At 70.6% G+C, this 26869-nt stretch carries 23 protein-coding genes and 1 pseudogene; 9 read left to right on the top strand and 15 right to left on the bottom strand.

The features are described from left to right. Nucleotides 1-16: 16 nt before the first annotated feature. Genes C1I93_RS03560 through C1I93_RS03520 form a run of 9 tightly spaced genes read right to left on the bottom strand, consistent with a single transcriptional unit; the run spans nt 17 to nt 10724 of the window. The gene (locus C1I93_RS03560; RefSeq protein WP_111241759.1) at nt 17-2284 is read right to left on the bottom strand and encodes a glycoside hydrolase family 3 C-terminal domain-containing protein; all 2268 of its coding nucleotides are present in this window, start codon (nt 2282-2284) and stop codon (nt 17-19) included. Further along, the gene (locus C1I93_RS03555; RefSeq protein WP_111241758.1) at nt 2281-2634 is read right to left on the bottom strand and encodes an AtuA-related protein; all 354 of its coding nucleotides are present in this window, start codon (nt 2632-2634) and stop codon (nt 2281-2283) included. The genes C1I93_RS03560 and C1I93_RS03555 overlap by 4 nt, the downstream gene beginning before the upstream one ends. Continuing rightward, a complete protein-coding gene (locus tag C1I93_RS03550) occupies nt 2631-4028 on the bottom strand; it encodes an acyclic terpene utilization AtuA family protein (protein ID WP_212808337.1) in 1398 nt (465 codons plus the stop codon). Before C1I93_RS03550 ends, C1I93_RS03555 begins: the two co-directional genes overlap by 4 nt. Then, on the bottom strand, nt 4025-5488 hold the full coding sequence (locus C1I93_RS03545; RefSeq protein ID WP_111241757.1) for a carboxylesterase family protein: 1464 nt from the start codon (nt 5486-5488) through the stop codon (nt 4025-4027). Before C1I93_RS03545 ends, C1I93_RS03550 begins: the two co-directional genes overlap by 4 nt. Continuing rightward, nucleotides 5485-6273: an ATP-binding cassette domain-containing protein gene (locus C1I93_RS03540; protein ID WP_111241756.1), complete on the bottom strand. Its 789-nt coding sequence runs from the start codon at nt 6271-6273 to the stop codon at nt 5485-5487. The genes C1I93_RS03545 and C1I93_RS03540 overlap by 4 nt, the downstream gene beginning before the upstream one ends. After that, nucleotides 6273-7238 (bottom strand): ABC transporter ATP-binding protein, encoded by a 966-nt coding sequence (locus C1I93_RS03535; protein ID WP_212808338.1) that lies wholly within the window; start codon nt 7236-7238, stop codon nt 6273-6275. Before C1I93_RS03535 ends, C1I93_RS03540 begins: the two co-directional genes overlap by 1 nt. Next, on the bottom strand, nt 7235-8191 hold the full coding sequence (locus C1I93_RS03530; protein WP_111241755.1) for an ABC transporter permease: 957 nt from the start codon (nt 8189-8191) through the stop codon (nt 7235-7237). The genes C1I93_RS03535 and C1I93_RS03530 overlap by 4 nt, the downstream gene beginning before the upstream one ends. Nucleotides 8192-8194: 3 nt before the next feature. Then, nucleotides 8195-9085, bottom strand: coding sequence for an ABC transporter permease (locus C1I93_RS03525; RefSeq protein ID WP_111241754.1), 891 nt, complete (start codon nt 9083-9085; stop codon nt 8195-8197). Between the two features lie 4 nt (nt 9086-9089). Further along, on the bottom strand, nt 9090-10724 hold the full coding sequence (locus C1I93_RS03520; RefSeq protein WP_111241753.1) for an ABC transporter substrate-binding protein: 1635 nt from the start codon (nt 10722-10724) through the stop codon (nt 9090-9092). Nucleotides 10725-10902: 178 nt separating this feature from the next. On the opposite strand from C1I93_RS03520, the gene C1I93_RS03515 reads away from it, so the two are divergent. From C1I93_RS03515 to C1I93_RS03475, 9 genes and pseudogenes are all read left to right on the top strand, one after another. Then, the gene (locus C1I93_RS03515) at nt 10903-11580 is read left to right on the top strand and encodes a GntR family transcriptional regulator (protein ID WP_111241752.1); all 678 of its coding nucleotides are present in this window, start codon (nt 10903-10905) and stop codon (nt 11578-11580) included. A 123-nt stretch (nt 11581-11703) separates the two neighbouring features. Further along, nucleotides 11704-12807: a hypothetical protein gene (locus C1I93_RS03510; RefSeq protein ID WP_111241751.1), complete on the top strand. Its 1104-nt coding sequence runs from the start codon at nt 11704-11706 to the stop codon at nt 12805-12807. 104 nt (nt 12808-12911) lie between these two features. After that, entirely contained in the window at nt 12912-13628 is a 717-nt protein-coding gene (locus C1I93_RS03505) for a polysaccharide deacetylase family protein (protein WP_111241750.1), read from the top strand. A gap of 241 nt (nt 13629-13869) precedes the next feature. Further along, entirely contained in the window at nt 13870-15036 is a 1167-nt protein-coding gene (locus tag C1I93_RS03500; protein ID WP_111241775.1) for an MGDG synthase family glycosyltransferase, read from the top strand. A 12-nt stretch (nt 15037-15048) separates the two neighbouring features. Beyond that, nucleotides 15049-15873 (top strand): DMT family transporter, encoded by an 825-nt coding sequence (locus tag C1I93_RS03495; protein ID WP_111241749.1) that lies wholly within the window; start codon nt 15049-15051, stop codon nt 15871-15873. A 288-nt stretch (nt 15874-16161) separates the two neighbouring features. Further along, nucleotides 16162-16491 carry an ArsR/SmtB family transcription factor gene (locus tag C1I93_RS03490; RefSeq protein ID WP_111241748.1) on the top strand — a complete coding sequence of 110 codons (330 nt, stop codon included), beginning with the start codon at nt 16162-16164 and terminating at the stop codon, nt 16489-16491. Next, nucleotides 16491-17060, top strand: a pseudogene (locus tag C1I93_RS03485) (hypothetical protein). The gene C1I93_RS03490 and the pseudogene C1I93_RS03485 overlap by 1 nt, the downstream one beginning before the upstream one ends. Then, the gene (locus tag C1I93_RS03480) at nt 17060-17674 is read left to right on the top strand and encodes a methyltransferase family protein (protein WP_111241747.1); all 615 of its coding nucleotides are present in this window, start codon (nt 17060-17062) and stop codon (nt 17672-17674) included. The pseudogene C1I93_RS03485 and the gene C1I93_RS03480 overlap by 1 nt, the downstream one beginning before the upstream one ends. A 290-nt stretch (nt 17675-17964) precedes the next feature. Further along, nucleotides 17965-18558 carry a nucleotidyltransferase family protein gene (locus tag C1I93_RS03475; RefSeq protein WP_111241746.1) on the top strand — a complete coding sequence of 198 codons (594 nt, stop codon included), beginning with the start codon at nt 17965-17967 and terminating at the stop codon, nt 18556-18558. Nucleotides 18559-18651: 93 nt separating this feature from the next. Here C1I93_RS03475 and C1I93_RS03470 read toward each other — a convergent pair whose 3' ends face one another. The 6 genes from C1I93_RS03470 to C1I93_RS03445 all read right to left on the bottom strand — a co-directional run bounded on the left by C1I93_RS03470 (nt 18652) and on the right by C1I93_RS03445 (nt 26645). Continuing rightward, a complete protein-coding gene (locus C1I93_RS03470; protein ID WP_111241745.1) occupies nt 18652-20049 on the bottom strand; it encodes a GH1 family beta-glucosidase in 1398 nt (465 codons plus the stop codon). Next, nucleotides 20046-22277 (bottom strand): alpha-xylosidase, encoded by a 2232-nt coding sequence (gene yicI / locus C1I93_RS03465; RefSeq protein ID WP_111241744.1) that lies wholly within the window; start codon nt 22275-22277, stop codon nt 20046-20048. Before yicI ends, C1I93_RS03470 begins: the two co-directional genes overlap by 4 nt. Next, the gene (locus C1I93_RS03460) at nt 22274-23152 is read right to left on the bottom strand and encodes a carbohydrate ABC transporter permease (protein WP_111241743.1); all 879 of its coding nucleotides are present in this window, start codon (nt 23150-23152) and stop codon (nt 22274-22276) included. The genes yicI and C1I93_RS03460 overlap by 4 nt, the downstream gene beginning before the upstream one ends. After that, on the bottom strand, nt 23152-24126 hold the full coding sequence (locus C1I93_RS03455; RefSeq protein ID WP_111241742.1) for a carbohydrate ABC transporter permease: 975 nt from the start codon (nt 24124-24126) through the stop codon (nt 23152-23154). The genes C1I93_RS03460 and C1I93_RS03455 overlap by 1 nt, the downstream gene beginning before the upstream one ends. A gap of 79 nt (nt 24127-24205) precedes the next feature. Then, nucleotides 24206-25504, bottom strand: a complete 1299-nt coding sequence (locus tag C1I93_RS03450; protein WP_111241741.1) for an ABC transporter substrate-binding protein — start codon at nt 25502-25504, stop codon at nt 24206-24208. 37 nt (nt 25505-25541) lie between these two features. Continuing rightward, entirely contained in the window at nt 25542-26645 is a 1104-nt protein-coding gene (locus C1I93_RS03445; protein WP_223256631.1) for a LacI family DNA-binding transcriptional regulator, read from the bottom strand. Between the last annotated feature and the right edge of the window lie 224 nt (nt 26646-26869).

Raw genomic sequence — 26869 nt, 5'->3', positions numbered from 1 at the left:
CGTCGGCGGCGCTGCGCTACGGCCCGGTCTCGGCCAGCCAGTGGGCCAGATCCTCCTCGGTCACCGGGAAGCCCGGAAAGCGGACGAGCCGCCGCATCGGGATGGCCAGGATCATCGCGTTGGCGTCCGGTCCGACCAGGAGCGCACCCAGGCCCGACGGGTCGGTCCTGGTAGCCAGCGCCGCCGACAGCCGCGGACCGAGGCGCGGATCGGCCAACCACTGCGCGGCCAGCGACTCGGCGCTGACGGGCAGGGTGAGGTCCTCACCGGTCACCGAGACCGTCACGATGCGGCGGATGTCTCGTGACGAGGCACCGATCCGGATGTCGAAATCGCCGCCCTCGACCACCCAGCGGCCGTGGCGGGTGTCCCAGTAGGACAGCGCTCGCGCATCCAGTGTCATTGTCACCTCGGTGCTGGCACCCGGTTCCAGCCACACCTTGGCGAAGCCCTTCAGCTCCTGCCGCGGCCGGTACACCGAGGCGTGCGGGTCCGAGACGTAGACCTGGACGACCTCGTGTCCGGCCCGGTCGCCGGTGTTGGTGATGACGCACCCGACCTCGACCCGGACGTCCGGTCCCGCACCGTGCACGGTGGCGCGCGCCTCGCCGTACCCGAAGGTGGTGTACGAGAGCCCGTGCCCGAACGGGTAGGCGACCGGCAGTTCGCGCGCGTCGTACCAGCGGTAGCCGATCAGCAGGCCCTCGCCGTACCGCACGGTGCCGTGCTCGCCGGGGAAGGCGCCGATGGTGGGGTTGTCCGCGTACCTCAGCGGTATGGTCTCGGCCAGCCGGCCGGACGGGTTGGCCCGGCCCAGCAGCAGATCGGCGATCGCCCCGCCACCCGCCTGGCCCAGCAGCCACCCTTCCAGCACCGCCCGCACCCGCTGCTGCCACGGGTCCACCAGGACCGCGCCGCCGTTGGCGAGCACCACCACGGTGTTGTCGTTGACCTCGGCGATCCGTTCGAGCAGCGTCACCTGGTGCGCCGGCAGTGCCATGGTGTCCCGGTCGTAGCCTTCCGATTCGGCGGCCGGCGGCAGTCCGAGGAACACCACGGCGACCGCCGCGGCGCGTGCCTGCGCGACCGCCTCGGCGAGGAGTGTCTCGTCGACCTGTTCCGACTCGATGCGGTATCCGGGCGCGAAGGTGACCTCGCGTCCGGCTCCGAACGAGGTCCGCAACGCGCTCAACGCGTCGTCGAGCCGGGTCGGGTTCACCTGCGAGCTGCCGGCGCCCTGGTAACGCGGGGTGCGGGCGAATTCGCCGATCACCGCGACCGGGCCGCCGGTCGGTGCCAGCGGCAGCAGGCCGCCCTCGTTGCGCAGCAGCACGGCGCTCTGCACCGCCGCCTCGTGTGCCAACCGGTGATGCGCCTGCGGGTCGTAGGGCTGCCGGTCGGAGAGTCCGGGCAGTGCCCGGTTCACCAGGTGCAGCACCCGGACGACGGCGAGGTCGACGTCCGCCTCGTCGAGTACGCCCGAACGAACCGCCTCGACGATCTTGCGGGGGCCGATGCCCTGGGACGAGGGCATCTCCAGGTCGAGGCCGGCGGATACTGCCGCGTCCCGCTCGTTGACCGCTCCCCAGTCCGACACCACCAGCCCGTCGAATCCCCAGTCACGCCGCAGCACCTCGGTCAGGAGCCAGCGGTTCTCCGAGGCGTACACCCCGTTGATCCGGTTGTACGAGCACATCACGGTCCACGGCCGGGCCTGCGTGACGATCCGCTCGAACGCCGCCAGGTAGATCTCCCGCAGGCTGCGTTCGTCGACCTCCGCCGAGACCGTCATCCGGTCGGTCTCCTGGTTGTTGACGGCGAAGTGCTTCACCGACGTGCCGACGCCCTGGGACTGGACGCCGGTGACCAGGGCGGCACCGAGTTCACCGGCGAGCAACGGGTCCTCGGCGAAGTATTCGAAGTTCCGGCCGCACAGCGGCGACCGTTTCATGTTGACACCCGGCCCGAGCAGCACGGCCACGCCCTCCGTGCGGCATTCCCGGCCGAGCGCGGCACCGATCCCGGTGAGGAGTTCGGGATTCCAGGTCGAGGCCAGAGCCGCCGCAGTGGGGAAGCAGGTTGCCGGCACGCTGTTTGCCAGGCCCAGCTGCTCGCCGTCGCCGGCCTCCTTGCGTAGTCCGTGCGGCCCGTCGGTCAGCATGACCGCCGGTATGCCGAGCCGTTCGACCGGCGTGGTGTGCCAGAAGTCGGAGCCGCTGAGCAGCGCCGCCTTCTCGGGCAGGGTCAACTCGGCCAGCAGCCGGTCGATGTCCAGGTGGGTCATGACGCCTCCACGTCGGGGTGTCGATCCGAGACAGGCCAGGGCACCCGCAGGTCGAGCAGGTGGCCGGAGAGGGTCTTGCCGTGCGGGTCGACTCGGGGTGATCGGGTCACTCCGCCGGCCAACCCACCCCGCACCACGAGGGTCAACGCCGACAGGCGGGGCACCGGCGTGATCGACACGGCGTCGGCGGGCACCTGGAAGTGTTCGGCGACCCGCGCCACGGTCAGCACCGCGACCAGGGTGCCGAAGTCCTCGCCCGGGTAGGTGCGGAGCAGCAGGATGGAGCTGTCACCCTTGTCACCGGCGCGGGCGTGGGCGATGTCCCACAGGCGTCTGGTCACCACGGTCATGCCAGCACCTCGACCTTCGTCTGCACCAGGGACCGGGGGATGAGGGTGGAGACCACTCCTACCGTTTCCCGGACCTGTGCGGTCACGCCGCCACCCCCGGCCGGCCCGTTGGTGTACAGCGCCTCCATCTCCTCGCCCAGGATCGCCGCGTCCGCGCGGGACCAGGTCCGGGCGGAGGCGCGCAGCCGCACCTCCAGCGGTTCCGGTCCGTCGCCGGGCTGCCAGAACGGTCGGGCACTGCTCAGTCCGACGAGGTCGAAGGTGAGTTCGCCGGCCGGTCGGTGGTGCACCTCGGCCCATCGTTCGGCGATGATCCGTGCGGCCAGTTCGGCGCGCGCCCGGCAGCCGGTGCCGGCGTAGACGATCTCGGCGGAGGCGAGGAAGCCGTCATCGATGCCCACACTGACCTTGAGCTGCTCCGGCTGGCTGGTGATCGTCGCGCCGTGGGCAGTGATCTCGTCGGCACCGACCTCGTCGATGGTCACCCCGGACAGGTCCAGTACGCCGTCGGGGGTGACGTAGCGATGCGGGTCCTCGATCTCGTAGAGGAGCTGCTCGACCACCGTGAGGGTGTCGAGCCGGCCGCCGGTGCCCGGCAGCTTGCGGTAGACGGCGCTACCGTCAGCCTCGACATCGGCGTAGGGAAAGCCGAGGCGCGCGAGGTCCGGCACGGTCTTGCGTGGACCGTCGGCGAAGTAGCCGCCGGTGAGCTGGCCGGCGCACTCCAACAGGTGCCCGACGAGCAGCCCGTTGGCCACCGGATCGGTGCCGGCGGCGAGATCCCAGCCGAACCGCACCGCCAGCGGACCGAGAAAGAGGGCGGCGTCGGCGGTACGCCCGGCGAGCACGATCCGGGCACCGGCCCGGATGGCGTCGGCGATGCCGGCCGCACCGGTGTACGCGTTGGCGGAGACGATCCGTCCCCGGTACCGGTCCAGGGTGAGGTCGGTGCCGAGCACCTGGCAGTCGTCGAGCACCAGTCGGTCGAGCACGTCGTCGCCGGTCACCGCGGCGACCGGAAGGTCGGCCAGGCCGAGTTCGCGGGCCAGGTCCCGCACGGCCAGGGCGGCACCGTGCGGGTTGGCGGCGCCCGCGTTGGTGACGATCAGACCACCCGATCCGATGACCGGCACCAGGCTGCCGCGTAGCCGGCGCAGGATCCGCGGGTCGTAGCCGGCAGAGGTGCCCCGCCGCAGGCCCTGTTGGGCCAGGGCGATGGTGCGCTCGGCCAGGCACTCGAAGACCAGGGCGTCGAGGTCTCCCCGCCGGGCCAGATCCTCGGCCGGTTCGTAACGGTCACCGGCGAAACCGGCGCCGACCGCGATCCGGTACGTCGTCGAACGATCATGCGTCACCGGCGTCTGGTCCGCCGTGGCCACGCCTTGATGGGTCACGGCCGTTCGATTCCTTCCCAGATCTCGCGCGTACCGCCGTCGAGATCCGACTGATGGCTGAGGTCGTCGTCGGCGACCAGCAGGCCACCGATCCGGCGTGGTGTGGTCACCGCCGGCCAACCCGGGTCACCTCGGTGCACGAACGCCCCGAGGTGTTCCCGGATCCGGCGGCTGAGTTCGCGGCGTCGGCCGGCCGCCGAGGACGGGTAGCCGAACAGGTCGGCGACGGGCGGCGCCTCGGTGGTGCCGAACAGCAGCGGAGTCTCCATGCCGTGGCCGGCGACCGGGCCGAGGCTCGGCGAGCGGCCGAACGCGCAGACCCAGGTGTGGGCTCCGCTGGCCGCTCGCCCGGCGGCCAGCCGCAGTGCCGGCAGCCGGTAGATGTAGTCGGTGAGCAGCGCTTCCCGGCTCTGGTCCGGGGAGCGTCCGGTGGCGTAGTGCCGAACGACTGCCTCGGCGCGGTCCCGCTCGACGCCCCACGAGACCACCTCGTCGACCACTCCGGGGAGCCCGGCGGCGGCGAACTGCTCGGGGCCGCGCATCGCCGCGACCTCCTCGGTGGTGGTCGCCACCAGCATCGGCACCGAGGCCGTCTCGGTCGCCGCCCGCATCGGATGGATGTTCACCAGCTCGCCGTCGAGCACGACGCCGAAGCTGTGCGGCCGTGGGCCGTTGCGGGCACCGATGTCCCGGGCCACCGCGGTCTGCTGGGCGGCGAGCACGGCGTCGGTCGACGAACCGCCGAGGGCGGCGAGGAAGTCGTCGCCGATCTGCCTGGCCCGGTCGAGCGGTACCAGTCGGGAGGCGCCGCCGGAGAAGAGCGCGAGCCGGTGGAACAACCCGGCGGCCGAGGGCGTCGCCGGCAACGCACCGGCGAGAAACGCGCCGGCACTCTGCCCGACGACGGTGACCGCACCGGGCTGCCCACCGAACGCCGAGATGTTGGCCGACACCCAGGACAGCGCGGCCACCACGTCGCGGAGCCCGAGGTTGCTCGCCTCGGCGTACGGTCCACCGTGCTGACGGAGTTCGGCGAAGCCGAGTGCGCCCACCCGGTAGTGGGGTGCGACCACCACCACCCGCTGCTCGCGTACCAGCTGCGGGGGGTCGGTGACCGGGCTGACCGCCGTGCCTCCCTCGAAGCCACCGCCGTAGAGCCAGCACACCACCGGCCACGGTCCCGGCTCGTCCGGCGTCCACACCGACAGGTGGAGACAGTCCTCGTCGGTACGCAGCCGCGGCAGGTACGGCGAGGCCGGTTGGATCGGTGCCGGTGCGGGCACGGTGGCGTCCCGGAGGCCGGACCAGGGCCGCGGGCGGCGTGGTGCCCGCCAGCGCAGCTCACCGACGGGCGGCTCGGCGAACGGGACGCCGTGGAACACCCGGATGCCGTCGACCTCGGTGCCGATCAGGTCGCCGTACGCCATGGCGATCCGGCATGGTCGCGCTTCGGTGGTCATGGGCCCGCCTCGATGCGGGGGATGGCGGTCAGCAGCCGGCGGGTGTACTCGGTCTTCGGTGCCCGGTATATCTCGGCCGGTCGGCCCTCCTCGATCAGCTCGCCGAGGTACATCACCCCGATCCGGTCGCTGACGAACTCCACCACCGACAGATCATGGGAGATGAACAGGCAGGCGAGGCCGAGTTGCTCCTGGAGATCCTTGAACACGTTGAGCACCTGGGCCTGCACCGACACGTCCAGCGCGGACACCGGCTCGTCGGCGATCAGGAGCCGGGGTTCCAGCGCCAGCGCACGGGCGATCATGATGCGTTGCCGCTGTCCGCCGGAAAACTCGACAGGTTTGCGCTGCGCCGCCGAGCGGGGCAGCCCGACCTGGTCCAGCAGCCGGATCAACCGGGTTCGCCGCTGCTCCGGGGAGTGCAGGCCGTGGATGCGCCACGGCTCGTACACCAGTTCCTGGACGCTCATCCGGGGGTTGAGCGCGCTGTACGGGTCCTGGAACACCATCTGTACGTCGCGGCGAAGTTGGGTGAGTTCCCGGCCCCGCAGCCCGGCGATGTCCCGACCGTCGAGCCGGATGCTCCCCGAGGTGGGGGTGTCCAGCCGGGAGATCAGACGGGCGACCGTCGACTTGCCGCTACCGGACTCGCCGACCAGGCCGTACGTCTCTCCTGCCGCGATGGTGAAGGAGACGTCCTGGACGGCGGACACCCGACGCCTGGCGAACATCGAGCCGGACGTGAAGACCCGGTTCAGCGCCTGCACTTCGACGAGCGGTGTCATCATCGGCTCCCTGCGCTGTCGCGTCGTACCCAGTGTTCGGGCGCTTCCCGCACCAACCCGCTGGCGGTACGCCGGTCGGCCGGCACGGCCCGCTCGTCGCGCAGGTTCGGGGCGGTGGCAGCGACCGTCGGCAGCCGGCGGCGGGTGTCCCCGATCCGGGGGATCGCCTCGATCAACGCCTGGGTGTACTCGTGTCGAGGGTTGCGGAGGATCGCTCTCGTCGGGCCGGTCTCGACGATCTCACCGGCATACATCACGGCCACTCGTTCGCAGGTCTCACTGACCACCGCCAGATCGTGGGTGATCAGGATCAGCGCCAACCCGAGTTGCCGCTGCAACCCGGTGACCAGATCCATCACCTGCTTCTGGAGGGTGACGTCGAGCGCGGTGGTCGGCTCGTCGGCGATCAACAGCCGGGGTCGGCAGGAGATCGCCATGGCGATCATCACGCGTTGCCGCATGCCGCCGGAGAGCTGGCCGATCCGACACCTGGCGATGTCCCGCCCGCCACCGAGCCCGACCAGGTCGAGCAGTTCGGCGATCCGGTCGCGCCGTTGCGCGCGGGAGAGGTCGAAGTGCGCGTCCAGCGCCTCGGAGATCTGTTTGCCGACGGTGAGGATCGGGTGCAGTGCCGACATCGGTTCCTGGAAGACGAAGCCGATCTGGCGGCCGGCGATCTCCCGGCGCTGGTGCGCCGGCATGCCGATGAGTTCCTTGCCGTCGAAGCGGATCGACCCGGTGGCGGTCAAGGCGGGCGGCAGCAGCCCGGCGATCGCCGACGCCGTCACCGTCTTGCCGGATCCCGACTCGCCGACCAGGGCGAGCGACTCACCCGGGGCGAGGGTCAGGTCCACGTTGCGCACGGCGGAGAAGGGTTCTGGTCCCACCACCTCGACACCGAGGCCGCCGACCTCCAGCAGCGCGGGCGGCGGTGCGCTGCCCGGTGGCGTGCCGATGCTGTTCACGGTGCCCCCTTCCCGTATCTGACCCGGGGATCGACGACTGCGTACAGCAGGTCGACCACCAGGTTCACGACGATGATGAACAGGCCCACGAAGAGCACCACGCCCTGGATGACGTCGTAGTCACGCCGCCCCACCGCGTCGAAGAGCAGCCGTCCCATGCCGGGTATGCCGAAGATGTTCTCCACCACCACGCTGCCGGAGAGCACGGTCGCCAGCAGCAGTCCCACCACGGTGAGGATCTCCACCGAGACCACCCGCATGACGTGCCTGACGCGGATCCGCCTGGGCCGTACGCCCAGTGACCGGGCGGTGGTCACGAACGGCTCGTTCAGCACGTCGGAGATGCTGGAGCTGACCAACCGGCTGACGATGCCGAGTTGTGCCAGCGCCAGGGTCAGCGCGGGCAGGAAGATGGACTGCAGGTGTGGGCCGACCCCTTCGGACCAGGGTCGGTAGCCGCTGACCGGGAAGAGCGGCAGCTGCACGGCCAGCAGGACGACCAGCAGCAGTCCGATCCAGAACTGCGGTACGGAGATGCCGACGATGCCGATGCCGCTGCCGATCCGGCCGTCCCAGTGGCCCCGGCGGAACGCGGCGAGCATGCCCACCGCCATGCCGAGACCGATGGAGAGCACCAGGCTCAGCAGGCCGATCTCCAGCGTGACGGCGGCGTAGCCCGGGATGAGGTCGCGGACCGGTGCGTGCAGGAAGAGGCTTTCGCCGAGGTCCAGCGTGACCAGCCGCTTGAGGAAGGCGCCGAACTGGGCGAGCAGCGAGGCGTCGAGACCGAGCTGACGGCGCAGGTCGGCCACCTGTTCGGGGGTGGCCTGGTCGCCGAGGATCTGGGCGGCCGGGTCGCCCGGCGCGAGGCGGATGATGACGAAGACCACGATGACCGGCACGAGCACGGTCGGCAGCAGGGTCAGCAGGCGTTTACCGATGTAGGACAGCACCTGTCACCTCCTTGCGCTGCGGGGGTCGAGTACGTCGCGTACCCCGTCGATGACGACGTTCGCCGACAGGACGGTCGCCAGTAGCGCCAGCCCCGGGAACAACCACATCCACCAGGCGGTCTGGAGGTAGTTGCGGGATTCGGCGAGGCTCGCGCCCCAACTCGGGGTGTCGGGGGGTAGGCCGGCGCCGATGAAGCTGAGCGCCGACTCGATGAGCACGGCGGTGGTGAAGACGATGGCGGCCTGCACCAGGACCGGGGTGACGCAGTGGGCGAGCACGTAGGTCCGCATGATCCGCCAGCGGCTGGCGCCGACCATCCGGGCCGCGTCGATCATCGGTAGTTGGGACACCACAAGCGCCCGGCCACGTACCACCCGGGCGACCGACGGCACCAGCACGATGCTGAGGCTGATGATCACCGTCTGTAGGCCAGGTCCCAGGATCGCCATCATCGACAGGGCCAGCACGATGATCGGGAACGACATGATCCCGTCGACCACCCGCATGAGCAGCAGGTCGACCGGCCGGAACATCGCCGCGGCGATGCCGATCAGCGAGCCGACCGCGACGCTTACCAGGCCGACCGCGAAGCCGACGAGCAGCGACGCCCGGCCGCCGAACAACACCCGCACCGCGATGTCGCGACCGAGGTTGTCGGTGCCGAAGGGATGGGCGAGGCTGGGCGCCTGGAGCCGTTCGAGGGCGTTGAAGGCGTTGGGGTCGCCGGCGAAGAACGGGCCGAGCGACGCGGCGACACAGATCACGATGAACAGGCCCCCGGCGATGATGATCGCCGGCCGGCGCAGTGCCTGGCGCAGGGCGCCGGAGCGGCGCAGACCGACGGTCGGCTCCGGTCCGGCACCCTGCGGTGCGGTGGTCAGATCCTGGCTCATCGGATCAGGAGTCCTGGAGCCAGACGTTGTAGTAGCCGTACATCAGCGCGTCGGCGTTGTCGAAATGGGTACGCGGGGAGACGGCGAGCAGCGGGCGGGTGGTGCCGAACTTGAGGAACGGCACGTCGGTGTAGATCAGCGCCTGTAGCTGCCCCCAGAGTTGGACCCGCTTGGCGTTGTCCGGCTCGGTGGCCAGGCTGGACAGCAGGCTGTTCTTCTCCGGGTTGGTCCAGGCGCCGGGGAACCCATCCTGCAGGTACGGCAGCAGCAGCGGGTCGGCGTAGGTCGGGATGCCGGAGGAGAAGAGGTCGAACTGGCTCGGATCGGTGCGCCGCTGGATCAGCGACGCCTGGTCCATGACCTGCAGGTCGATGTTGAGTCCGGCGGTCTTGAGCAGCTGCACCGCCGGCTCGACCGGGCCGTACCAGGTGGGGTCGGCCTTGGTGGTCATCCAGACGATCGGCTTGCCGTCGTAGCCGGCTTCCTTGATCAGCTGCGCCACCTTCGCGGTGTCCGGCTTGTTGTACGCCTCGGCGCCCGCGGTGGTGTAGAAGGTCGCGTTGACCTTCGGGATGATGCTGCCGTCGAGGTCGTAGAAGTCCGCGTTGCCGAAGCCGGCGCCCATGATCTGGGTCTGGTCCAGGGCGGCGAGGAACGCCTGGCGCAGCTTCACGTTGGACATCGCGCCCTTGGCCTTGTTGAACACCACTGTCGAACCGCTGAGCGCGCTGAGCAGCACCGGTTCGGCAGTCGAGGAACTGGCCAGGGTCTGGTAGGTGTCCAGGGGCAGCGCCGAGGTCATGTCGATGCTGCCGGTCTGTAGCGCCTGCACCTGCGCGGAGGTCTCCGGCATCGGGGTCAACACGATCTTGTCGGCGTACGCGACCTTCTTGCCGGTGGCACCGTCGCCGGGCTCGTCGAGGGCGGCGTACTCGTCGTAGCGGACCAACTGGATTTCCCGGTCGGCCTGGTACGACGCGAGCTTGTACGGGCCGGTGCAGATCAGGTCGTTGGCGGGCTCGGTGATCGGCCGGTCCTGCTGCACCGAGGCGGGCATGATGTACGCGGTGGTCAGCAGCGTCGGCACGATCGCGCTGGGCTGCTTGAGGGTGAGAGTCAGTTCCAGGTCGCCGGTTTCCTTCACCGACTCGAGGTTGGTGCCGAGCACCGCCCCGTTGCCGGGGGTGAGCAGGAAACGCTGGATGCTGGCGACCGCGTCCGCCGCCGTGAGGTCCTTCCCGTCGTGGAACTTCACGCCGGAGCGGAGCTTCATCACGTAGGTCAGCTTCTGGTCGTACTGGTAGCTGTCCACCAGGACCGGCTTGACCTCGTACCTGGTCGAGATGTCGAACAGCGGCTCGCACACCGAGCGGGCGGTCTGCCAGTTCGCCTGGAGGGTGGTGGCGTACGGGTCGATCACGGGCGGAATGGAGGACAACGCCACCGTCAGCGTGCCGCCGGCCTGGGGAGTGCCTCCTCGGGCATCCGGACCGGCGGAGGACGAGGGCGTGGGACTGCTGCCGCCGCAGGCGCTGAGAGCGAGGGCTCCGCAGCTGAGCAGGGCGACGAGTGTGGTGGTGCGGCTCCGGGACGACGGCTGCCCGCCGCTGCCGGCAGCCCGGGATGACTTCCTGACCACGATCGTTCACATCCCATCTGGGCGCGAGGTAGGCGCTCGACAAGTGACTCACCGTATTGTCCTCGGCGAGGACAGCGAGGACAGCGGGTACAGTAAGGCGGATCACAACGCGCGCTGTCAAGTAACGTCCTGGAAACAGTTCGGCCGAGACGGCGGGCATCGGAGGAGACGGAGCACCATGGCGACCCCAGAGCAGATGGCCGAGACGTTGCGCCGAGCTATCCGGGAAAAGGTCATTCCGCCCGGCAGCCTGCTGGTGCAGGAAGACCTGGCCCGGCGGTTCAAGGTCAGCCGTAACCCGGTGCGGGAGGCGCTGCGGATCCTCGGCAGCGAGGGGCTGGTCGAGATGAGCACGGGCGGCCGGGCCTCGGTCCGCCAACTCACCCTGGAAGACCTCCAGGACATCTACGACCTGCGGATCGTTCTGGAGCCGTCACTGACGGCCATGATCGTCGAGGAGGCGCGGGGCCGCGACATCGCCGAGCTGTCCCGGCTCGCCGACGAGATGGTCGTCGCCGAGACCGCCGCGGCCTGGCTGCGACTCAACTACGACTTCCATCTCAAGCTCTACGACCTGGCGGCGCGCCCACACGCCCGGCGGGTATGCGTCAACCTGCTCGCCCTCACCCAGCCGTACTCGCAGGAGAACATCGAGGTGCTGGGCGGTCGCCACGCCGCCAACCGGGAACACCAGGAGATGATCGACGCCATCCGTACCGGCGACGCGGACGTCCTCGCGGTGCTGTTCCGTCAGCACCTGACCGCCGCCCGAGACCGACTGACCGCCGCCCGGGTGCGGCAGCGGGATCCGGCCGACATCGACCTGGCGCCGGTGCTCGACCACCACACCGCCTGACCGGCGCGACCCGCTACCGGCCCCTGCCGTCGGGGCCCGAGAGCCTTGCCGTCCCCGAACGTTCACCTTCGTCTGCCAACCTGACCAACCTGGTCGACGAGGTGAAGATTCGGGGGAAATGGCATGGCCGTACGTGTCTACCTGCACATCGGCGCGCCGAAGACGGGCAGCACGTACGTGCAGAACGTGCTCTGGGCGAACCAGGCCGCGCTGCGTACGGCAGGCATCCTGCTGCCCGGCAGCGCGGTGGCGCACGATCAGGCGATGGCCGACCTGCGTCAGGCCCGCTGGCGCGACGCCGAGGTGTACTGGACCTGGGATCGGCTCGCCGAGCAGGCTCGGGCCTGGCCCGGCGACGTGATCATCAGCAACGAGGGGTTGGGCGCGGCCACCGCCGCGCAGGCGGCCCGCGCGGTGGCGAGCCTGCAGCCCGCCGAGGTCCACGTCGTCGTGGCCGGACGTGACCTGTGGCGTACCTTCCCGTCGTTCTGGCAGCAGAGCATCCGGGCCCGCAGCGGCTGGCGCTTCGAGGAGTTCCTGGCCGCTGTGGAGAGCGGCAGGTGCGAGGCGTTCTGGGACAACCACACCGCACCCCGGATGCTGCGCCGCTGGGGTGACCTGGTGCCGGCGCAGCGGCGGCACCTGGTGACGGTCCCGCCCCCGGGGGCCCGCCCGGACGTGCTGTGGCACCGCTTCGCCGGCATCATGGGCATTCCGGCCGGGCTGTGCGCGCCGGCGAAACCCACCTCGAACGCCTCGCTCGGGGCCGCCGAGATCGAGCTGCTCCGGCGGGTCAACCGGGCACTGGGTGACCGCTACCCGCTGCGTACGCCGTACCGGCGGGTGGTCCACCGGCACCTGGTCGACGCGGTGCTCAAGCGGCGGCCCGACCCGCTGAAGTTCGGTGTGGGCCTGGACCGCGCCGAGTGGGTCACGGAGCTGGCCGAGCACCAGATCAAGGAACTGCGGGACTACCCGTGCCAGATCGTCGGCGACCTGGCGGAACTGCGGCCCACCGGAATGCGGCCGACGGGCAGCCCCGACGATCTCGACGAGGGGCAGTTGCTGGCGGCCGCCATCGAGACGATCGTCGGCATGCTGGCCCATGCCGATTCCCTTGCCGAGCAGGCGCAACGACGCCCCGACAGTGCCTTCTCGCGGTTGACCAACCGGGCGGCCGGCGGGGTCCGGCATCGACTACGACGGGTGACCCGGCGCACCGACTGACCGGTCACCGAATCCGACCCAGCCCAACGGCGGGCCTGATCCGGCCGCGAGCGGGTATCCCGGCTGCCGGCACCGCTCGGATCGACAGAGGTGAGACGGCAGACATGCGGCCACTGGCGCTCGGCATCGTCGCGGCCACCGCGGTGGGCGCGGCGGCGCAGGCCGCGCCGCTGGTGACCGCGCACGGGCCGCTGCGCCGCCGGCTCTGGCCGCGCCTGGCGGGGATCGGTCCGGGCAGCCGGATCGCGCTGACCTTCGACGACGGCCCCGACGCCGGCTCCACCCCGCAGTTCCTGCGCCTGCTGGCTCGGGCCCGGGTACGGGCCACCTTCTTCGTGCTCGGGTCGCTGCTCGACCAGGACCCGGGGCTCGGCCGGGAACTGGTCGCCTCCGGGCACGAGGTCGCGGTGCACGGGTGGGAGCACCGCAACCTGCTGTGGCGCTCACCCACTGCCACGTACGCCGACATCGCCCGGGCCCGGGACCGGATCGCGGACGTGACGGGCGAAGCACCGACCTGGTACCGGCCGCCGTACGGGGTGCTGACACCTGCCGCGTTGCTGGCCTGCCGGCGGCTGCACCTGACCCCGCGACTCTGGACGGCCTGGGGTCGCGACTGGGATGCCCGGCGCTCACCGGAGCAGATCTGGCAGACGATCAGCCGCGATCTCGCCGGTGGCGGGACTCTGCTGCTGCACGACTCCGACTCCGCGTCCACCCCCGGTGCCTGGCGTGGCGCCCTGGCGGTGCTGCCACGGTTGTTCGACTGGGCGCAGCGCCAGAACCTGACCATCGGCCCACTCGCCACGCATCAGGTTTAAGGAGGGGCCCCCTGCTAACGCCTGGTGTATAGCAGGGGCCCCCTATTAACCACTCGACCGGGCCGCTCAACCACTCGACCGGGCCGCTCAACCACTCGACCGGGCCGCGCTGAACCATGGCGACCGGACAAGCGGTGGGCATAGCCGTCTCAAGGGCGGGTAACCCCGGCCGGTGAACCAGCCGCGAAGGCTCACCCTCGCGCCCGGTGCCGCTGTCGATGACGGCAGTGGCGATCTGCCGCTGGTCACGCCGGCGGAACCCCTAGGCAGGCGGGCTGACCGGGGTGGTTCGGTCGCGGGGCCTGGTGAGCCGGGCCGGCTGCGGGTGGTGGTCGTGTCCGCGGACATCGGCGCCGGACACGATGCCGCCGCCGCCGAACTGGCCGAGCGGCTTGCCGCGTACGGGATCGTGGTGGAGCGGCTCAACTTCTTCCTGGCGCTGCCCCGCCCCCTGCACCGCGTGGTCCGGGAGAGCTACCGGGCGATGCTGCGCTGGCTGCCCTGGAGTTACGACGCCCTGTTCACCATCACCAACCGCTCGTCGTTGACGGTCCGGGTGATCAGGGCGGCGCTGCGGCTGGCGGCGCGTCGGATGCTGTCGCGGCTGCCGCGCGGCACCAACCTGGTCGTCACGACCTTTCCCTTCGCCAACCAGGTGCTCGGACCGCTGCGTCACCGGGGCCTGCTGGACACGCCGGTGATCACCTACGTCACCGACTTTGTGGTCCACCCGACCTGGATGGCGCCGGGCGTCGACACGTACTGCGTCATCCACGATGCGGCGCGGCGGCAGGCCGCCGCCAACGGGGCGTTCGACGTGCGGGTGGTGCGCCCGTTGGTCTCCGCCCGGTTCACCGACCTGCCCGGCGACGGCAAACGCGCCGCCCGTGCCTGCTTCGGTCTGCCGCAGCGGGAACGGCTGGCCCTGATCGTCGCCGGTTCCTGGGGCGTCGGCGACGTCACCCGCACCGCCGCCGAGGTGCTCGCCACCGGCTGCGTCACACCGGTGATCGTCTGCGGGCGCAACGACGACCTGCGTCGCCAGCTGCATGCCTTTCCCGGACACGTCCTGGGCTGGGTGGACGACATGCCCACCCTCATGCGGGCGGTCGACGTCGTGGTGGAGAACGCCGGCGGGCTCACCTGCCAGCAGTCACTGGCGGCCGGTCTGCCGACCGTCACGTACCGGCCCATTCCCGGGCACGGCCGGGCCAACGCCGAGGTGCTTGCCGACGCCGGACTGACCACGTACGTCACCACCGCCGCCCACCTGCGCCCCACACTCACCGCGTTGACCACCGCGGGAGCCGCGGCGACCGCCCTGGCTGTGGCCGCGACCGACATGGCGGTCGTGGTCTCCGACGCCGTCCGGCAGGCCGGTCGGGTCACCCGGCCACCGGCGGGATGAGCCGATCGCATCGTGATTCCCCTCGCGCTCGCGTCGGCGTTCTGTTTCGCACTCGCCTCCGCCCTGCACCAACGTGCCGCCAAGCAGCAGCCCGAGCACGGGGTGGCGGATCCGCGGCTGCTGTTGCGGCTGCTGCGCAGCCGGCTGTGGCTGTCCGGCTGGATCCCCGACTCCGCAGCGGTGACGCTCCAGGCCGCCGCGCTACGTCTCGGGCCCCTCGCGGTCGTACAGCCCCTGCTGGCCAGCGGCCTGTTCATGGCGGTCCTGATCGAGGGCGCCATGATCCGCCGCCGGATCGCGTCGCGGGACCTGCTCGCCAGCGCGGTCGGGGTGGTCGGCCTGACCGCGTTCCTCGTCCTCGCTGACGCCCACGCCGGTGTCGCCAGCCCTCGTCCGGGTGCCTGGGTCGGCCCGGCGAGTTGCCTGGTCCTGCTCATCGTGGCAGGTGTCCTGGCCGCGTACCGGTTGACCGGTGCCGCTCGAGGCGCGGCGCTCGGCATCTCCAGCGGCCTCGCCTACAGCCTGGCGGCGGCGCTGGTGAAGGACGTCACCGGCCGCTTCCAGGGCCTGGACACCCTGTTGAGCTGGCGGATCCCGGCCCTGGCGGTGGTCGTCACCGTCGGGTTGCTGCTGAACCAGACCGCCTTCCAGCACGGCCGCCTGGCCGCGCCGCTCACCGCGGTCACCCTCACCGACCCCGTCGCCAGCGTCGTCCTCGGGGTCACCGTCTTCCAGGAGAGCCTCGCGGTCGACCCGCTGCGGGTCGTCGGGATCGTCCTCGCCGGCGTCACGATCGCCGTCGGTATCTGGCTCGCCGCCCGCTCCTCCGCACATTGACGGCCAGCCCGCCAGCAAAATCGCTCACACTGTCATGCGAGCTACTGAATGTCCCGCGGCCGGCGTCCGGTCCGGCGCCGGTGCCGCATCCCCCACCCGCGTACGACGGTGCGGCCCGAGCAGCGAATCGGACCGCACCGGCGCGCCGCCGTGCACGAATTTCCGCCCCGGTCCCGGACCGGCCGGGGCTCGACCCGACGGTGCGGGCCATCGACACGAGCTGGCCGCGGTAACCAGCCGCTCAATTCAGCATTCTCTGTATTCACTCGATGATGTACTGTTGCGGATGTGGATACGCTGACGAACGGAGACGTCCTGGCCCGCTTCGGGCACGCCCTCTCCGACCCCGTCCGGGCCAGGCTGCTGCTCGCCCTGCGCGAAGGGCCCGGCTACCCCGCTGAGCTGGCGGAACTGCTCGGCACCAGCCGGCAGAACCTCTCCAACCACCTGGCCTGCCTACGCGGCTGCGGCCTGGTCGTGGCCGCGCCGGAGGGGCGCCGCTCCCGTTACGAACTGGCCGATCCCCGCCTCGCGCACGCCCTCGGAGACCTGCTCGGCCTGGTCCTGGCCGTCGACCCGGCCGCGTGCCCGACCGCCGACACCGATGCCTGCTGCTGATGGTCACCCCGATCCGAAGGGCCCCGAGCGTTGCCGTGCCGTCCGCCGGACGGCGGGCGGTACTTGACCCGCCGGGTTCGCTGGTTCGTCGCCGCCTCGATCACCTACAACGTGATCGAGGTGGTCGTCGCGATCAGCGCGGGGAGGGTTGCCTCGTCCACGGCCCTGATCGGGTTCGGTCTCGACTCGGTGGTCGAGGTGCCCTCCGCCGGCGCGATCGCGTGGCAGTTCGCCGGCACCGACCACAAGCGCCGGGAACGCGCCGCGTTGCGAGTCGTTGCGGTGTCGTTCTTCGTTCTCCCCGGACCCTGCTCTGCACCTACCTCTCCGCGGTGCTGCTGGTCGGCCTGGCGCTGAACTCACTGTTCGGCTGGTGGTGGGCGGATCCGACCGTCGCCCTCGTGATCGCCGCCGTCGCCGTGCGGGAGGGCCGCGACGCCTGGCGCGGCCACGCCTGCTGCTCCCCGGTCGGTGCCCCGCCCGCCGGATCCCGTTCCGTAGTCCCCGCACCGCCGTCCACCGATGAGTGTGTCGGCGGCTGCTGCCCGTCCCGACTGGAGGCTCAATGATGGCCGGCTTCGCGCTCGCGCTCTACCTCACCGCCCTGGCGGCGGCCTTCGGCTGGCGCAGCTTCGCGCAGTGGCGCCGCACCGGCGACACCGGCCTGCGCCTGGACGCCGGGCGACCCGGCACGCTGCGCTGGTGGGCCAAGCTGCTCTTCGTCGCGGCCCTGCTGCTCAACGCCGCCGGCCCGGTCGCCGGCCTGGCCGGGCTCGCCCCGGTTGGTCTCCTCGACCGGGGCGGGGTCCGGCTCGCCGGGACTGTCCTGGCCCTGGCCGGGGTCGCCGCCGTGCTCGCCGCGCAGCGGCAGATGGGCACCTCCTGGCGGATCGGCGTCGACCCCGCAGAACGCACAAGCCTGGTCACCCACGGCGCGTTCGCGGTCGCCCGCAACCCGATCTTCACCGCCATGGCGGTCACCAGCATCGGCCTCGCCGCCATGGTGCCCAACGCGGTCAGCCTCGTCGCGGCCGGCACGCTGGTCGCGGCGCTTCAACTCCAGGTCCGAGCGGTGGAGGAGCCGTACCTGGCCCGCGTGCACGGCGAGGCGTGGAACGCGTACGCCTCCCGCGTGGGTCGTTTCCTCCCTCGGCTGGGACGACAGCTCCGCCAGAACGCCTAGCCAGGTCCCGGTGGCGCGGCCGGGACAGCTCCACGGCTCGGCTGGGCCGGCCGGGTGGCGTAGTGCTGTCGGTGCGGCTGGGTCGGCTGTTAATAGGGGGCCCCTCCTCTACCGCAGGCGTTAGCAGGGGGCCCCTCCTTGCACCCGGCTGTCCAATTTATGTGATTTGCCCGCCACTCTCCGTCGGCCGCGATCGTTGCTCACGGTGTGCGTCGGACGGGACGGACAGCGCCTCGGTGCCTGCCGGTCCCACTCTGGAGGGAGCGCGGGCTCTGAACCGGATCGCAGGAATGATCATCGCCGCGGGTGGTGGCCGCCGGATCGGCGGCCCGGAGGCCCTGCTGCGCCAGGGCGACAAGTCCCTGGTGGACCAGATGATCGACACGCTGGTGGAGGCGGGCTGCGGGCAGATCGTGGTCGTCCTCGGTGCCGCGGCCGACCAGGTCCGCGAGACCGCCGACCTGGACCGTGCCACGGTGGTGGTCAACCGGGCCTGGGGGACCGGCGTGGGCTCGTCCATCCGAGCCGGCCTGGCCGGCATCGACGACGACCGGGTCGAGGCGGTGGTGGTGGTGCCTGTCGACATGCCGGGACTGACCGCCGCCGCGGTCCGCCGGGTGGCCGCGCTGCCCTTCCCTGACGTGCTGGTCTGCGCGACCTACCACGGTCTACGCGGCTACCCGATGCTCTTCGGTCGCCGGCACTGGCCCGGCATCGCCACCCTGGCCAGCGCCGACGTCGGCGCCCGCCCCTACCTGCTGGCCCACAAGGACCAGATCGTCGACATTGCCTGCGACTCGATCGCCGACGGCAGCCGCGTCGACACCCCCGAGTTGATGGCCCTCTACGGACTCTCCGTCCCCGAACAACGCGTCCCCGCCTGACCCGCCACCGCCCCCGTTGATCATGAGGTTAGCGGCAGTCTGAAGATCGAATACTGCCGCTAACCTCATGATCAACGGGGGCGGGGCGAGGTATCAGGGGAGGCGGTTGGTGGTGGTGAGGGTGCGGTACCAGTGGGCGGAGTCTTTCCAGGTGCGCTGCTGGGTGTCGTAGTCGACGCGGATGATGCCGAAGCGGCGGTCGTAGCCGTAGCCCCACTCGAAGTTGTCCAGCAGGGACCAGACGAAGTAGCCGCGCACGTCGGCGCCGGCGGTCATCGCGTCGTGTGTGGCGGCGATGTGGCGGCGGAGGTAGTCGATGCGGCGGTCGTCGTGGATGGCGCCGTCGGGGGAGACCTCGTCGGCGAAGGCGGCGCCGTTCTCGGTGATCATCATCGGCTGATTCGGGTATTCGCGGTGCAGCCGCAGCAGCAGCTCGGTCAGGCCGGCCGGCTCGATGTTCCAGCCCATCGCGGTGTGCGGGCCGGGCTGCGGCAGGAACTCGACCTGCTCGGAGCCCACCCAGGCCGAGTGCGCCGAGCGGCCGTGCCCGTCGGAGTCCGACTTGGGAGACACCCCGTCCCAGGCGCGGACCAGGGTGGTCGAGTAGTAGTTGACGCCGAGCACGTCGAGCGGCACGGCCGCGACCTGCTCGTCGCCGTCGCGCACGAACGACCAGTCGGTGACCCCGGCGGTGTCGGCGAGCAGGTCCGCCGGGTACGCGCCCTCCAGCATCGGGCCGAGGAACGCCCGGTTGGCCAGCGCGTCGATCCGGCGTGCCGCGTCGGCGTCGGCCGCCGACTCCGAGGCCGGGCGGATCACGTGCAGGTTCAGCGTGACCGAGAGCTGCGCGGCGGGCGCCAGCTCCCGGATCACCCGGCCGGCCAGGCCGTGCGCCAGGTTCAGATGGTGTACGGCGGCCAGCGCGGCGGCCGGCTCGGTGCGCCCCGGCGCGTGCACCCCGGAGGCGTAGCCGAGGTACGCCGAGCACCACGGCTCGTTGAAGGTGGTCCAGGTGTGCACCCGGTCGCCGAGCGCCCCGACGATCTTCTCGGTGTAGTCGACGAAGCGCGACGCGGTGTCCCGGGCCGGCCAGCCGCCGGCGTCCTCCAGTTCCTGCGGCAGGTCCCAGTGGTAGAGCGTGGCCACCGGCCGGATGCCGAGTTCGAGCAGCCGGTCCACCAGCCGGGAGTAGAAGTCCACCCCGGCCTGGTTGACCGGGCCGGAACCGCCGGGCTGCACCCGTGGCCAGGCGATCGAGAACCGGTACGCGTCGAGCCCGAGCGCGGCCACCTGGTCGAGGTCGTCGGCCCAGCGGTGGTAGTGGTCGGCCGCCACGTCGCCGGTGTCCCCGTTCAAGGTCCGTCCCGGGGTGTGGCTGTAGGTGTCCCAGATGGACGGACCGCGGCCGTCCTCCTTGGCCGCGCCCTCGATCTGGTACGACGCTGTCGCCGACCCCCACACGAATCCCTCGGGGAAAATCACGTCACTCACTTCGCCACCTCCGTGACCGCACAGTCGTAGCCGGACGAGTGGCCCGCCACCACCTCGGCGGTGGCCGTCCCGTCCTGATAGCGCACATGGAACTCGGTGTCCGGGCCACCGTCGGGCGACGGAATCCGGACCTGGGTCTGCTGCCCTGCCACCGGTGCGTACAGCCGCAGCTGGACCCCGTCGGCCCACCGGTAGTCGGGTCGGTCGGTGACCGAGCCGAACGGGATCACGGCACCGGGACGGGCCAGCACCGGCACGGTGTCGAAGCCGTGCTTCTCGGTCACCCAGCCCGGCCCGCTGACCTGCGCGCCGGTCATCAGGTTGGTCCAGGTGCCGGCCGGCACGTAGTAGGTCACCTGGCCGTCGGCGCTCATCACCGGTGCGACCAGCAGGTCCGGACCGAGCATGTACTGCCGGTCCAGGTGGGCGGCGGCCGGGTCGTCCGGGAACTCCACGATCATCGGGCGCATCACCGGTATCCCCTCGCGGTGTGCCTCCTCGGCCGCCGCCGCGAGGTACGGCATCAGGCTCAGCTTGAGCCGGGTGAACCGGCGCAGCACCTCCACCGCCTCGTCGTCGTACGCCCACGGCACCCGGTAAGAGCCGGAGCCGTGCAGCCGCGAGTGCGAGGAGAGCAGCCCGAAGGCGATCCACCGCTTGAACACCGCCGGGTCCGGGGTGCCTTCGAAGCCGCCGATGTCGTGGCTCCAGTACCCGAAGCCCGACGCCGCCAGCGACAGCCCGCCGCGCAGCGACTCGGCCATCGCCACGAACGTGGACTCACAGTCGCCACCCCAGTGCACCGGGAACTGCTGCCCGCCGGCCGTCGCCGACCGGGCGAAGACCACCGCCTCGCCCGCACCGCGTTCCGCCGCCAGCAGCTCGAACACGGTCTTGTTGTAGAGGTACGAGTAGTAGTTGTGCATCCGTTGCGGGTCGGAGCCGTCGTGCCAGACCACGTCGGTCGGGATGCGCTCGCCGAAGTCGGTCTTGAAGCAGTCGACCCCCATGTCGAGCAGGGCCTTGAGCTTGTCGGCGAACCACTGGGCCGCCTCCGGGTTGGTGAAGTCGACAAGCGCCATGCCGGCCTGCCACTTGTCCCACTGCCAGATCGAGCCGTCCGGGTTGCGGACCAGGTAGCCGGCCTGGCGGCCCTCCTCGAACAGGTACGACCGCTGGGCGATGTACGGGTTGATCCAGACGCACACCTTCAGGCCCCGCTCGTGCAGCCGGCGCAGCATCGCCTCGGGCTCGGGGAAGGTGGCGGGGTCCCAGATGAAGTCGACCCAGTGGAACTGGCGCATCCAGAAGCAGTCGAAGTGGAACACCGACAGGGGCAGGTCGCGCTCGGCCATCCCGTCGATGAACTCGGTGACCGTCTTCTCGTCGTACGAGGTGGTGAACGACGTGGACAGCCACAGCCCGTACGACCAGGCCGGCACCCGGGCCGGGCGGCCGGTCAGCGCGGTGTAGCGGCGCAGCACGTCCTTCGGGGTGGGGCCGTCGATCAGGTAGTAGGTGAGCGACTGCCCCGGCACGCTGAACTGGGTCTGCGACACCACCTCCGAGCCGACCTCGAACGACACGTGCTCAGGGTGGTCGACGAAGACGCCGTAGCCGGCGCTGCTGAGGTAGAACGGCACGTTCTTGTACGCCTGCTCGCTGGCCGTGCCGCCGTCGGCGTTCCAGATGTCGACGGTCTGGCCGTTCTTGACGTACGCCCCGAAGCGTTCGCCCAGCCCGTAGATGGATTCGCCGACGCCGAGCGCCAGCCGGTCGTGCACGTACTTGCCGCCCTCGGCGTCGGTGACCACACCGATGCTGCGTTCGGTGGAGGCGGTGACCAGCCGGTCGCCGCGCAGGAAGTCGACCCGCCACGGGCCGGTGAGCGCGACCCGCACGGTCAGCTCGCCGGTGGTCAACCGGGCGCTGAGCCCGGTGACCTCCACCTGCACCGGGTGCTCGGGGTGCTCGGCGAGCGCGAAGCGGGGCTGTTTGGGCAGCCCGCCGGTGTGGTGGCCGACGGTCACCCCGACCACCCCGGGCGCGGGAGTGAAGAACCGTACGGTGACCACCGGGCGGTTGAGCGTGTCACCGCGTCCGGTGATCTTCCCGATCGGGGCGAAGACGGTGAAGGCGCGTTCGTCCGGCTCGACCGACTCCACAGTGCCGGGGCGTAGCACGGTGACCCCGGGACGTAGTTGCCAGTATCCGTCGGTGAACTTCACTTGTCGGCTCCTGCCGTGATGCCGCGCGCGAGGGTGCGCTGGAAAACGAGGAAGAACAGGATCGCCGGGAGGAGGCTGAGCAGCGCCCCGGCGTTCGTGGTGGGGGCGTCCATCAACCGGTCACCCTGCAACGATGCGAGCGCGACCGGCACGGTCTGGGTCTGGTTGTCGATGAGCATGACCAGCGGGATGAGGAACTCGTTCCAGGTCCAGATGAAGAAGAAGACGAGCAGCACCGAGATGGTGGGCCGGATGTTGGGCAACACCACCCGCCACAGGATCCGCCACTTGCCGGCGCCGTCGAGCGCGGCGGCCTCCAGCAGCGTCCTGGGGAACGTGCCGAGCACCGAGGCGAGCAGATAGGTGCCGAAAGCGGCCTGGATGACGGTGAAGATGATGATCACCGCCAGCCGGGTGTTGTAGAGCCCGGCCTCCTTGGCGAAGTGGTAGAGCGGGTAGATCAGGGCCTCCTGCGGCAGCATGTTGGCCAGCAGGAAGAGGCCGATGATCCAGAGCCGGCCGCGGACCCGGCCGATGCCGAGGGCGTACGCGCTGAGCAGTGACACGACCACGGCGAGGACCGCGACCGAGCCGGAGATGACTATCGAGTTCCACAGCTTGACCGGGAAGTCGACCTGTTCCCAGTACGTCCGCAGCCCGGTGGTGTAGAACTCCGTCGGCCAGCTCAGCGGCCCGTTCGTCGAGTAGTCACCTGGCGACTTGAAGGCGTTGAGCAGCATGAACGCGAACGGCACAAGCATCGCCAGCGCGGCGACGCCGACCACGACGAGCACGATCCAGCGCCCGACGCCGCGACGATGCCTGTCGCTCGCCCGCGCGGCGGCCCGGGGCCCGGTGGTGAGAGTGACGGCCATCAGAGCACTCCGTCCCGTCGTTCGGCGCGGTTCTGCGCCCGGATGAAGAGCACCGCCACCACCACGATGATCAGCGTCAGCACCATCGAGATGGCCGAGCCGTAGCCGACGTTCAGTCGCTTGAAGAAGGTGAAGTACGCGAAGTAGGACGGCACGTTCGTGGCGTTCTCCGGTCCGCCGCGGGTCAGCGCGTAGATCGGCCCGAACACCTTCATCGCGGCGATGGTGCAGGTCAGGCCGACCACGAAGGTCTCCGGCCGGATCTGCGCCAGGGTGATCGCCCGGAACCGTTGCCACCAGCCGGCGCCGTCGATCTCGGCCGCCTCGTACAACTCCGGGTTGACCCGCTCCAACGCCGCCATGAAGACGACCACGGGGTAGCCGATCTGCACCCAGATCATCACCGCCATCACCGCGGGCAGCGCGGTGGTCGGGTCGCCGAGCCAGTCGTGGCTCAGCGCGCCCAGCCCGACCGCCTCCAGCAACCCGTTGAGCGCGCCGTCCGGGCGCAGGATCCAGCCCCAGACGATGCCGGCCACCACGACCGGGAGCACCTGCGGCAGATAGAAGGCGGCCCGTAGCGCGGCGGCGGTGCGCGGCCGGAACTTACGGCCGATGGTGTCGAAGAGCACCGCGGCGAGCACCAGCCCGACCAGGGTGGGCACCACCACCATCGCGACGATCATCGCGATGGTGTTCTTGAACGAGGTCCAGAAGACGTCGTCGGTGAGCAGGTTGCGGTAGTTGTCCAGACCGATGAAGGTGGGGTCGCCGACCCCGGACCACTTGGTCAGCGACAGGTAGCCGGTGTAGACCAGCGGGCCGCCGATGACCAGCAGGAAGAGCACCGCGCCGGGCAGCAGGAACAGCCAGTACGCGGCATGGGAACGATCGGGCCGGCGTTTCCGCTCGGCCGTCGGTGTCGAGGATGACGTGCTCGCCCGGGGCGGGGCGGCGGTGTCGGGCAGAGCCATGGGGTGGTCCTTCCGCGCCGGGGGCGGGCGCGGACCGGTGACCCGGTCACGCGGGCCGACGCCCGCCCCCGGCCGCCGCTCAGTCGCGCTTGATCTCCGCGACGCCGTCCTGGTAGGGCTTGGCGATCGCGTCGAGGACCTGGTCGGGCGTCTTGGACTGGTTGATCAGGCTCTGGAAACCGGAGACCAGGACGTCGTAGTAGCCGGGCACCGGCCAGTCCGGGTAGAACGCCAGACCGTCCTGGGAGCTGATGTTGTTGAAGTTCTCGACCAGCCTGCGGTCCTTCTCGTCGCTGATCGACGCCGGGTCACCGGAGACCGGCACACCACCGTTGTTGCCGATCAGCGCCTGGATCTCCGGACGCAGGGTGATGTCGATGAAGTCGTACGCCAGGTTCTTGGCCTTGCTGGTCTCCGGGACCACCCAGAGGTTGCCCGACGAGCCGGCGTGCATGGTGTTGCCGGGGAAGAGGAAGCTGTCCCAGTCGAACTTGATCTCGCTCTTGAACCGGCCGTACCACCAGCTACCCGAGACGATCATCGGCGCCTTGCCGGACATGAAGGCGGTGCCCATGTCCTCGGCCTTCAGGCTGGCCGAGTTCTTGGCGATGTAGCCCTTGCCCACCCAGTCGGCGAAGGTCTCCGCGCCGTACTTGACCGGGTCGGCCTTGAAGTCCACCGGGTTGGTGTAGAGCTGGTAGTTGTTCACGAAGGCCCGGTCGGCCTTGGAGAGGGCGAGCTGGTAGAAGAGCTGGCCGGCCGGGTACTCGGCGCCGGACATGCCCAGCGGGGTGACGCCCTTGGCGACGAAGGTGTCCATCGCGGCGGTGAACTCGGCCATCGTCGTCGGGACCTTGACGCCGTGCTCGGCGAAGAGTTCCTTGTTGTAGTAGACCATGACGTACTCGCCGTAGTTGGGCACGCCGTACCAGTTGCCGGAACCCATCACGCCGTTGTCGTACCGCGCGGTGGTCTGCAGGCTGGGGCTCAGCGCCTTGTCCCAGCCGCGCTTGGTCGCCTCCTCGGTCAGGTCGGCCAGCAGCCCCTGCGAGGAGAGCAGGCCGGAGGTGGCGTTGCCCTTGTTGTACTCCATGATGTCCGGGCCCTCGGACGAGTTGATGATCATGCCGGCGTTCTGCTGGATCTGCTCGAACGCCTTGCGCTCGAAGCGCACCTCGACGCCCTCGTGCTCTTCCTTGAAGATCTCGATCGCCCGGTCCCAGGCGATCCCCATCGCGCTGTTCGCGCTCTCGTAGTGCCAGAGCTTGAGGACGTTGGCGTCACCAGCGTCGTCACCGTCGCCGCCGCAGGCGACCAGGCCGGTCGCCGTGAGCGCGGCCACCATGGCCACCACGGCTACTCTGCGGAATCGTCGCATTGCTAGTCTCCTTGATGAGTATCGAGCCGGTACTCCGTCAAGCCCGTCGTCGCGTGGCAGCGCGACGACGGGCTGCTTCCATGTCAGGGACCGCGGGCCCCTGGTTCTGCGTGATCTCACCTGCCGTACCACGCGGTGGGCCGCTGGATCCGCGGACCTCCAGCGCGCACGGCAGCAGTTGCTGGTGGATCTCGCCGTCGCCACTGTCGACGTGCCGAAGCAGCGTCTCGATGGCGAGCCGGCCCAGCGCCGAGCCGGGCGAGTTCATCGCGGTCAGCGCCGGCGTGGCCAACTCGGCGACGTGCGGCGAGGTGACCATCGACACCACCGACACGTCGTGGGGGACGCTGCGGCCGTGGCCGGCCAGCTCGCCGAGCAGACCGAAGACGGCACTCTCGTTCATCGCCAGGATCGCGGTCAGGTCAGGCGCCTGGCGCAGGGCGGTGACCAGCGCCGCCCGCCCGCCGGCCGCGCTGTCCTCGGCCGGGATCATCAGCGGTTCCAGGCCGTGCCCGACCATCGCGGCGGTGAACGCGTCCCGGGTGCGTCTCGCCGGACCGTACCCCTCGGCGATGGTGTCGGCGGAGTGGTTGACGTACACGATCCGGCGGTGGCCGAGGCCGACCAGGTGGCCGACGGCCTCGGAGACGGTGCGGTCGAAGTCGATGTCCACGTACGACAGGCCGGTGGTGTCGGCGGTGCGGCCGATCAGCACCAGCGGCACGCCGAGTTCCCGCAGCACGTCCACCCGGGGGTCGTGCAGCTGCACCTCCATCAGCAGCGCACCGTCGAGCATCCGCTGGCTGGCCAGCCGGCGCAGCTCGTCGAGGTCGCCGACGCCGATCGGGGCGAGCACCAGGTGGTAGCCGGCGGTGCTGGCGGCGGCCGCCGCGCCGGTGACGAAGGCGGTCTCGGTGGCGCCGAGGCCGCGCTCGTCCATCGGTAGCAGCAGCCCGAGGATGCGGCTGCGCCGGCTGGCCAACCCGCGCGCCAGTGCGTTCGGTTGGTACTCCAGCTCGGCCATGGCGGCGAGGACCTTGTCCCGGGTGGCCTGGGAGATCGGGCGCGCGCCGGTGAGCACGTACGACACCGTGCTGACCGAGACCCGGGCGAGGCGCGCGACGTCCTGCATGGTGGCCATCGGGCACCTCCCTCGCCGGTCAGCGGTTAGTCGAAACGCTTCGACTAAGCGCTTCGACTGGAAGGTAGGCCACCTGTTACGACCACGTCAATAGCCGATGACAAACCGAAACCCCGCCCCACGCCACGCGCCGTCGATCTTGCACTTCTGGTCGCCGGGATGCCCTCTATGTAGGCATTTCTCCCGACGGGAAGTGCATGATCGACGAGGCGGGGGAGGGGGCG

This window comes from Micromonospora endophytica (assembly GCF_003236305.1).
Lineage (GTDB): Bacteria > Actinomycetota > Actinomycetes > Mycobacteriales > Micromonosporaceae > Micromonospora > Micromonospora endophytica.
This window is presented reverse-complemented; position numbering and strand designations above follow the sequence as displayed.

Coding starts and splice junctions, on each gene's coding strand:
- C1I93_RS03445 (WP_223256631.1), bottom strand. CDS start 26,645: ATGGCCACCATGCAGGACGTCGCGCGCCTCGCCCGGGTCTCGGTCAGC.
- C1I93_RS03560 (WP_111241759.1), bottom strand. CDS start 2,284: ATGACCCACCTGGACATCGACCGGCTGCTGGCCGAGTTGACCCTGCCC.
- C1I93_RS03480 (WP_111241747.1), top strand. CDS start 17,060: ATGGCCGGCTTCGCGCTCGCGCTCTACCTCACCGCCCTGGCGGCGGCC.
- C1I93_RS03555 (WP_111241758.1), bottom strand. CDS start 2,634: ATGACCGTGGTGACCAGACGCCTGTGGGACATCGCCCACGCCCGCGCC.
- C1I93_RS03460 (WP_111241743.1), bottom strand. CDS start 23,152: ATGGCCGTCACTCTCACCACCGGGCCCCGGGCCGCCGCGCGGGCGAGC.
- C1I93_RS03475 (WP_111241746.1), top strand. CDS start 17,965: ATGATCATCGCCGCGGGTGGTGGCCGCCGGATCGGCGGCCCGGAGGCC.
- C1I93_RS03515 (WP_111241752.1), top strand. CDS start 10,903: ATGGCGACCCCAGAGCAGATGGCCGAGACGTTGCGCCGAGCTATCCGG.
- C1I93_RS03525 (WP_111241754.1), bottom strand. CDS start 9,085: ATGAGCCAGGATCTGACCACCGCACCGCAGGGTGCCGGACCGGAGCCG.
- C1I93_RS03540 (WP_111241756.1), bottom strand. CDS start 6,273: ATGACACCGCTCGTCGAAGTGCAGGCGCTGAACCGGGTCTTCACGTCC.
- C1I93_RS03505 (WP_111241750.1), top strand. CDS start 12,912: ATGCGGCCACTGGCGCTCGGCATCGTCGCGGCCACCGCGGTGGGCGCG.
- C1I93_RS03510 (WP_111241751.1), top strand. CDS start 11,704: ATGGCCGTACGTGTCTACCTGCACATCGGCGCGCCGAAGACGGGCAGC.
- C1I93_RS03450 (WP_111241741.1), bottom strand. CDS start 25,504: ATGCGACGATTCCGCAGAGTAGCCGTGGTGGCCATGGTGGCCGCGCTC.
- C1I93_RS03545 (WP_111241757.1), bottom strand. CDS start 5,488: ATGACCACCGAAGCGCGACCATGCCGGATCGCCATGGCGTACGGCGAC.
- C1I93_RS03455 (WP_111241742.1), bottom strand. CDS start 24,126: ATGGCTCTGCCCGACACCGCCGCCCCGCCCCGGGCGAGCACGTCATCC.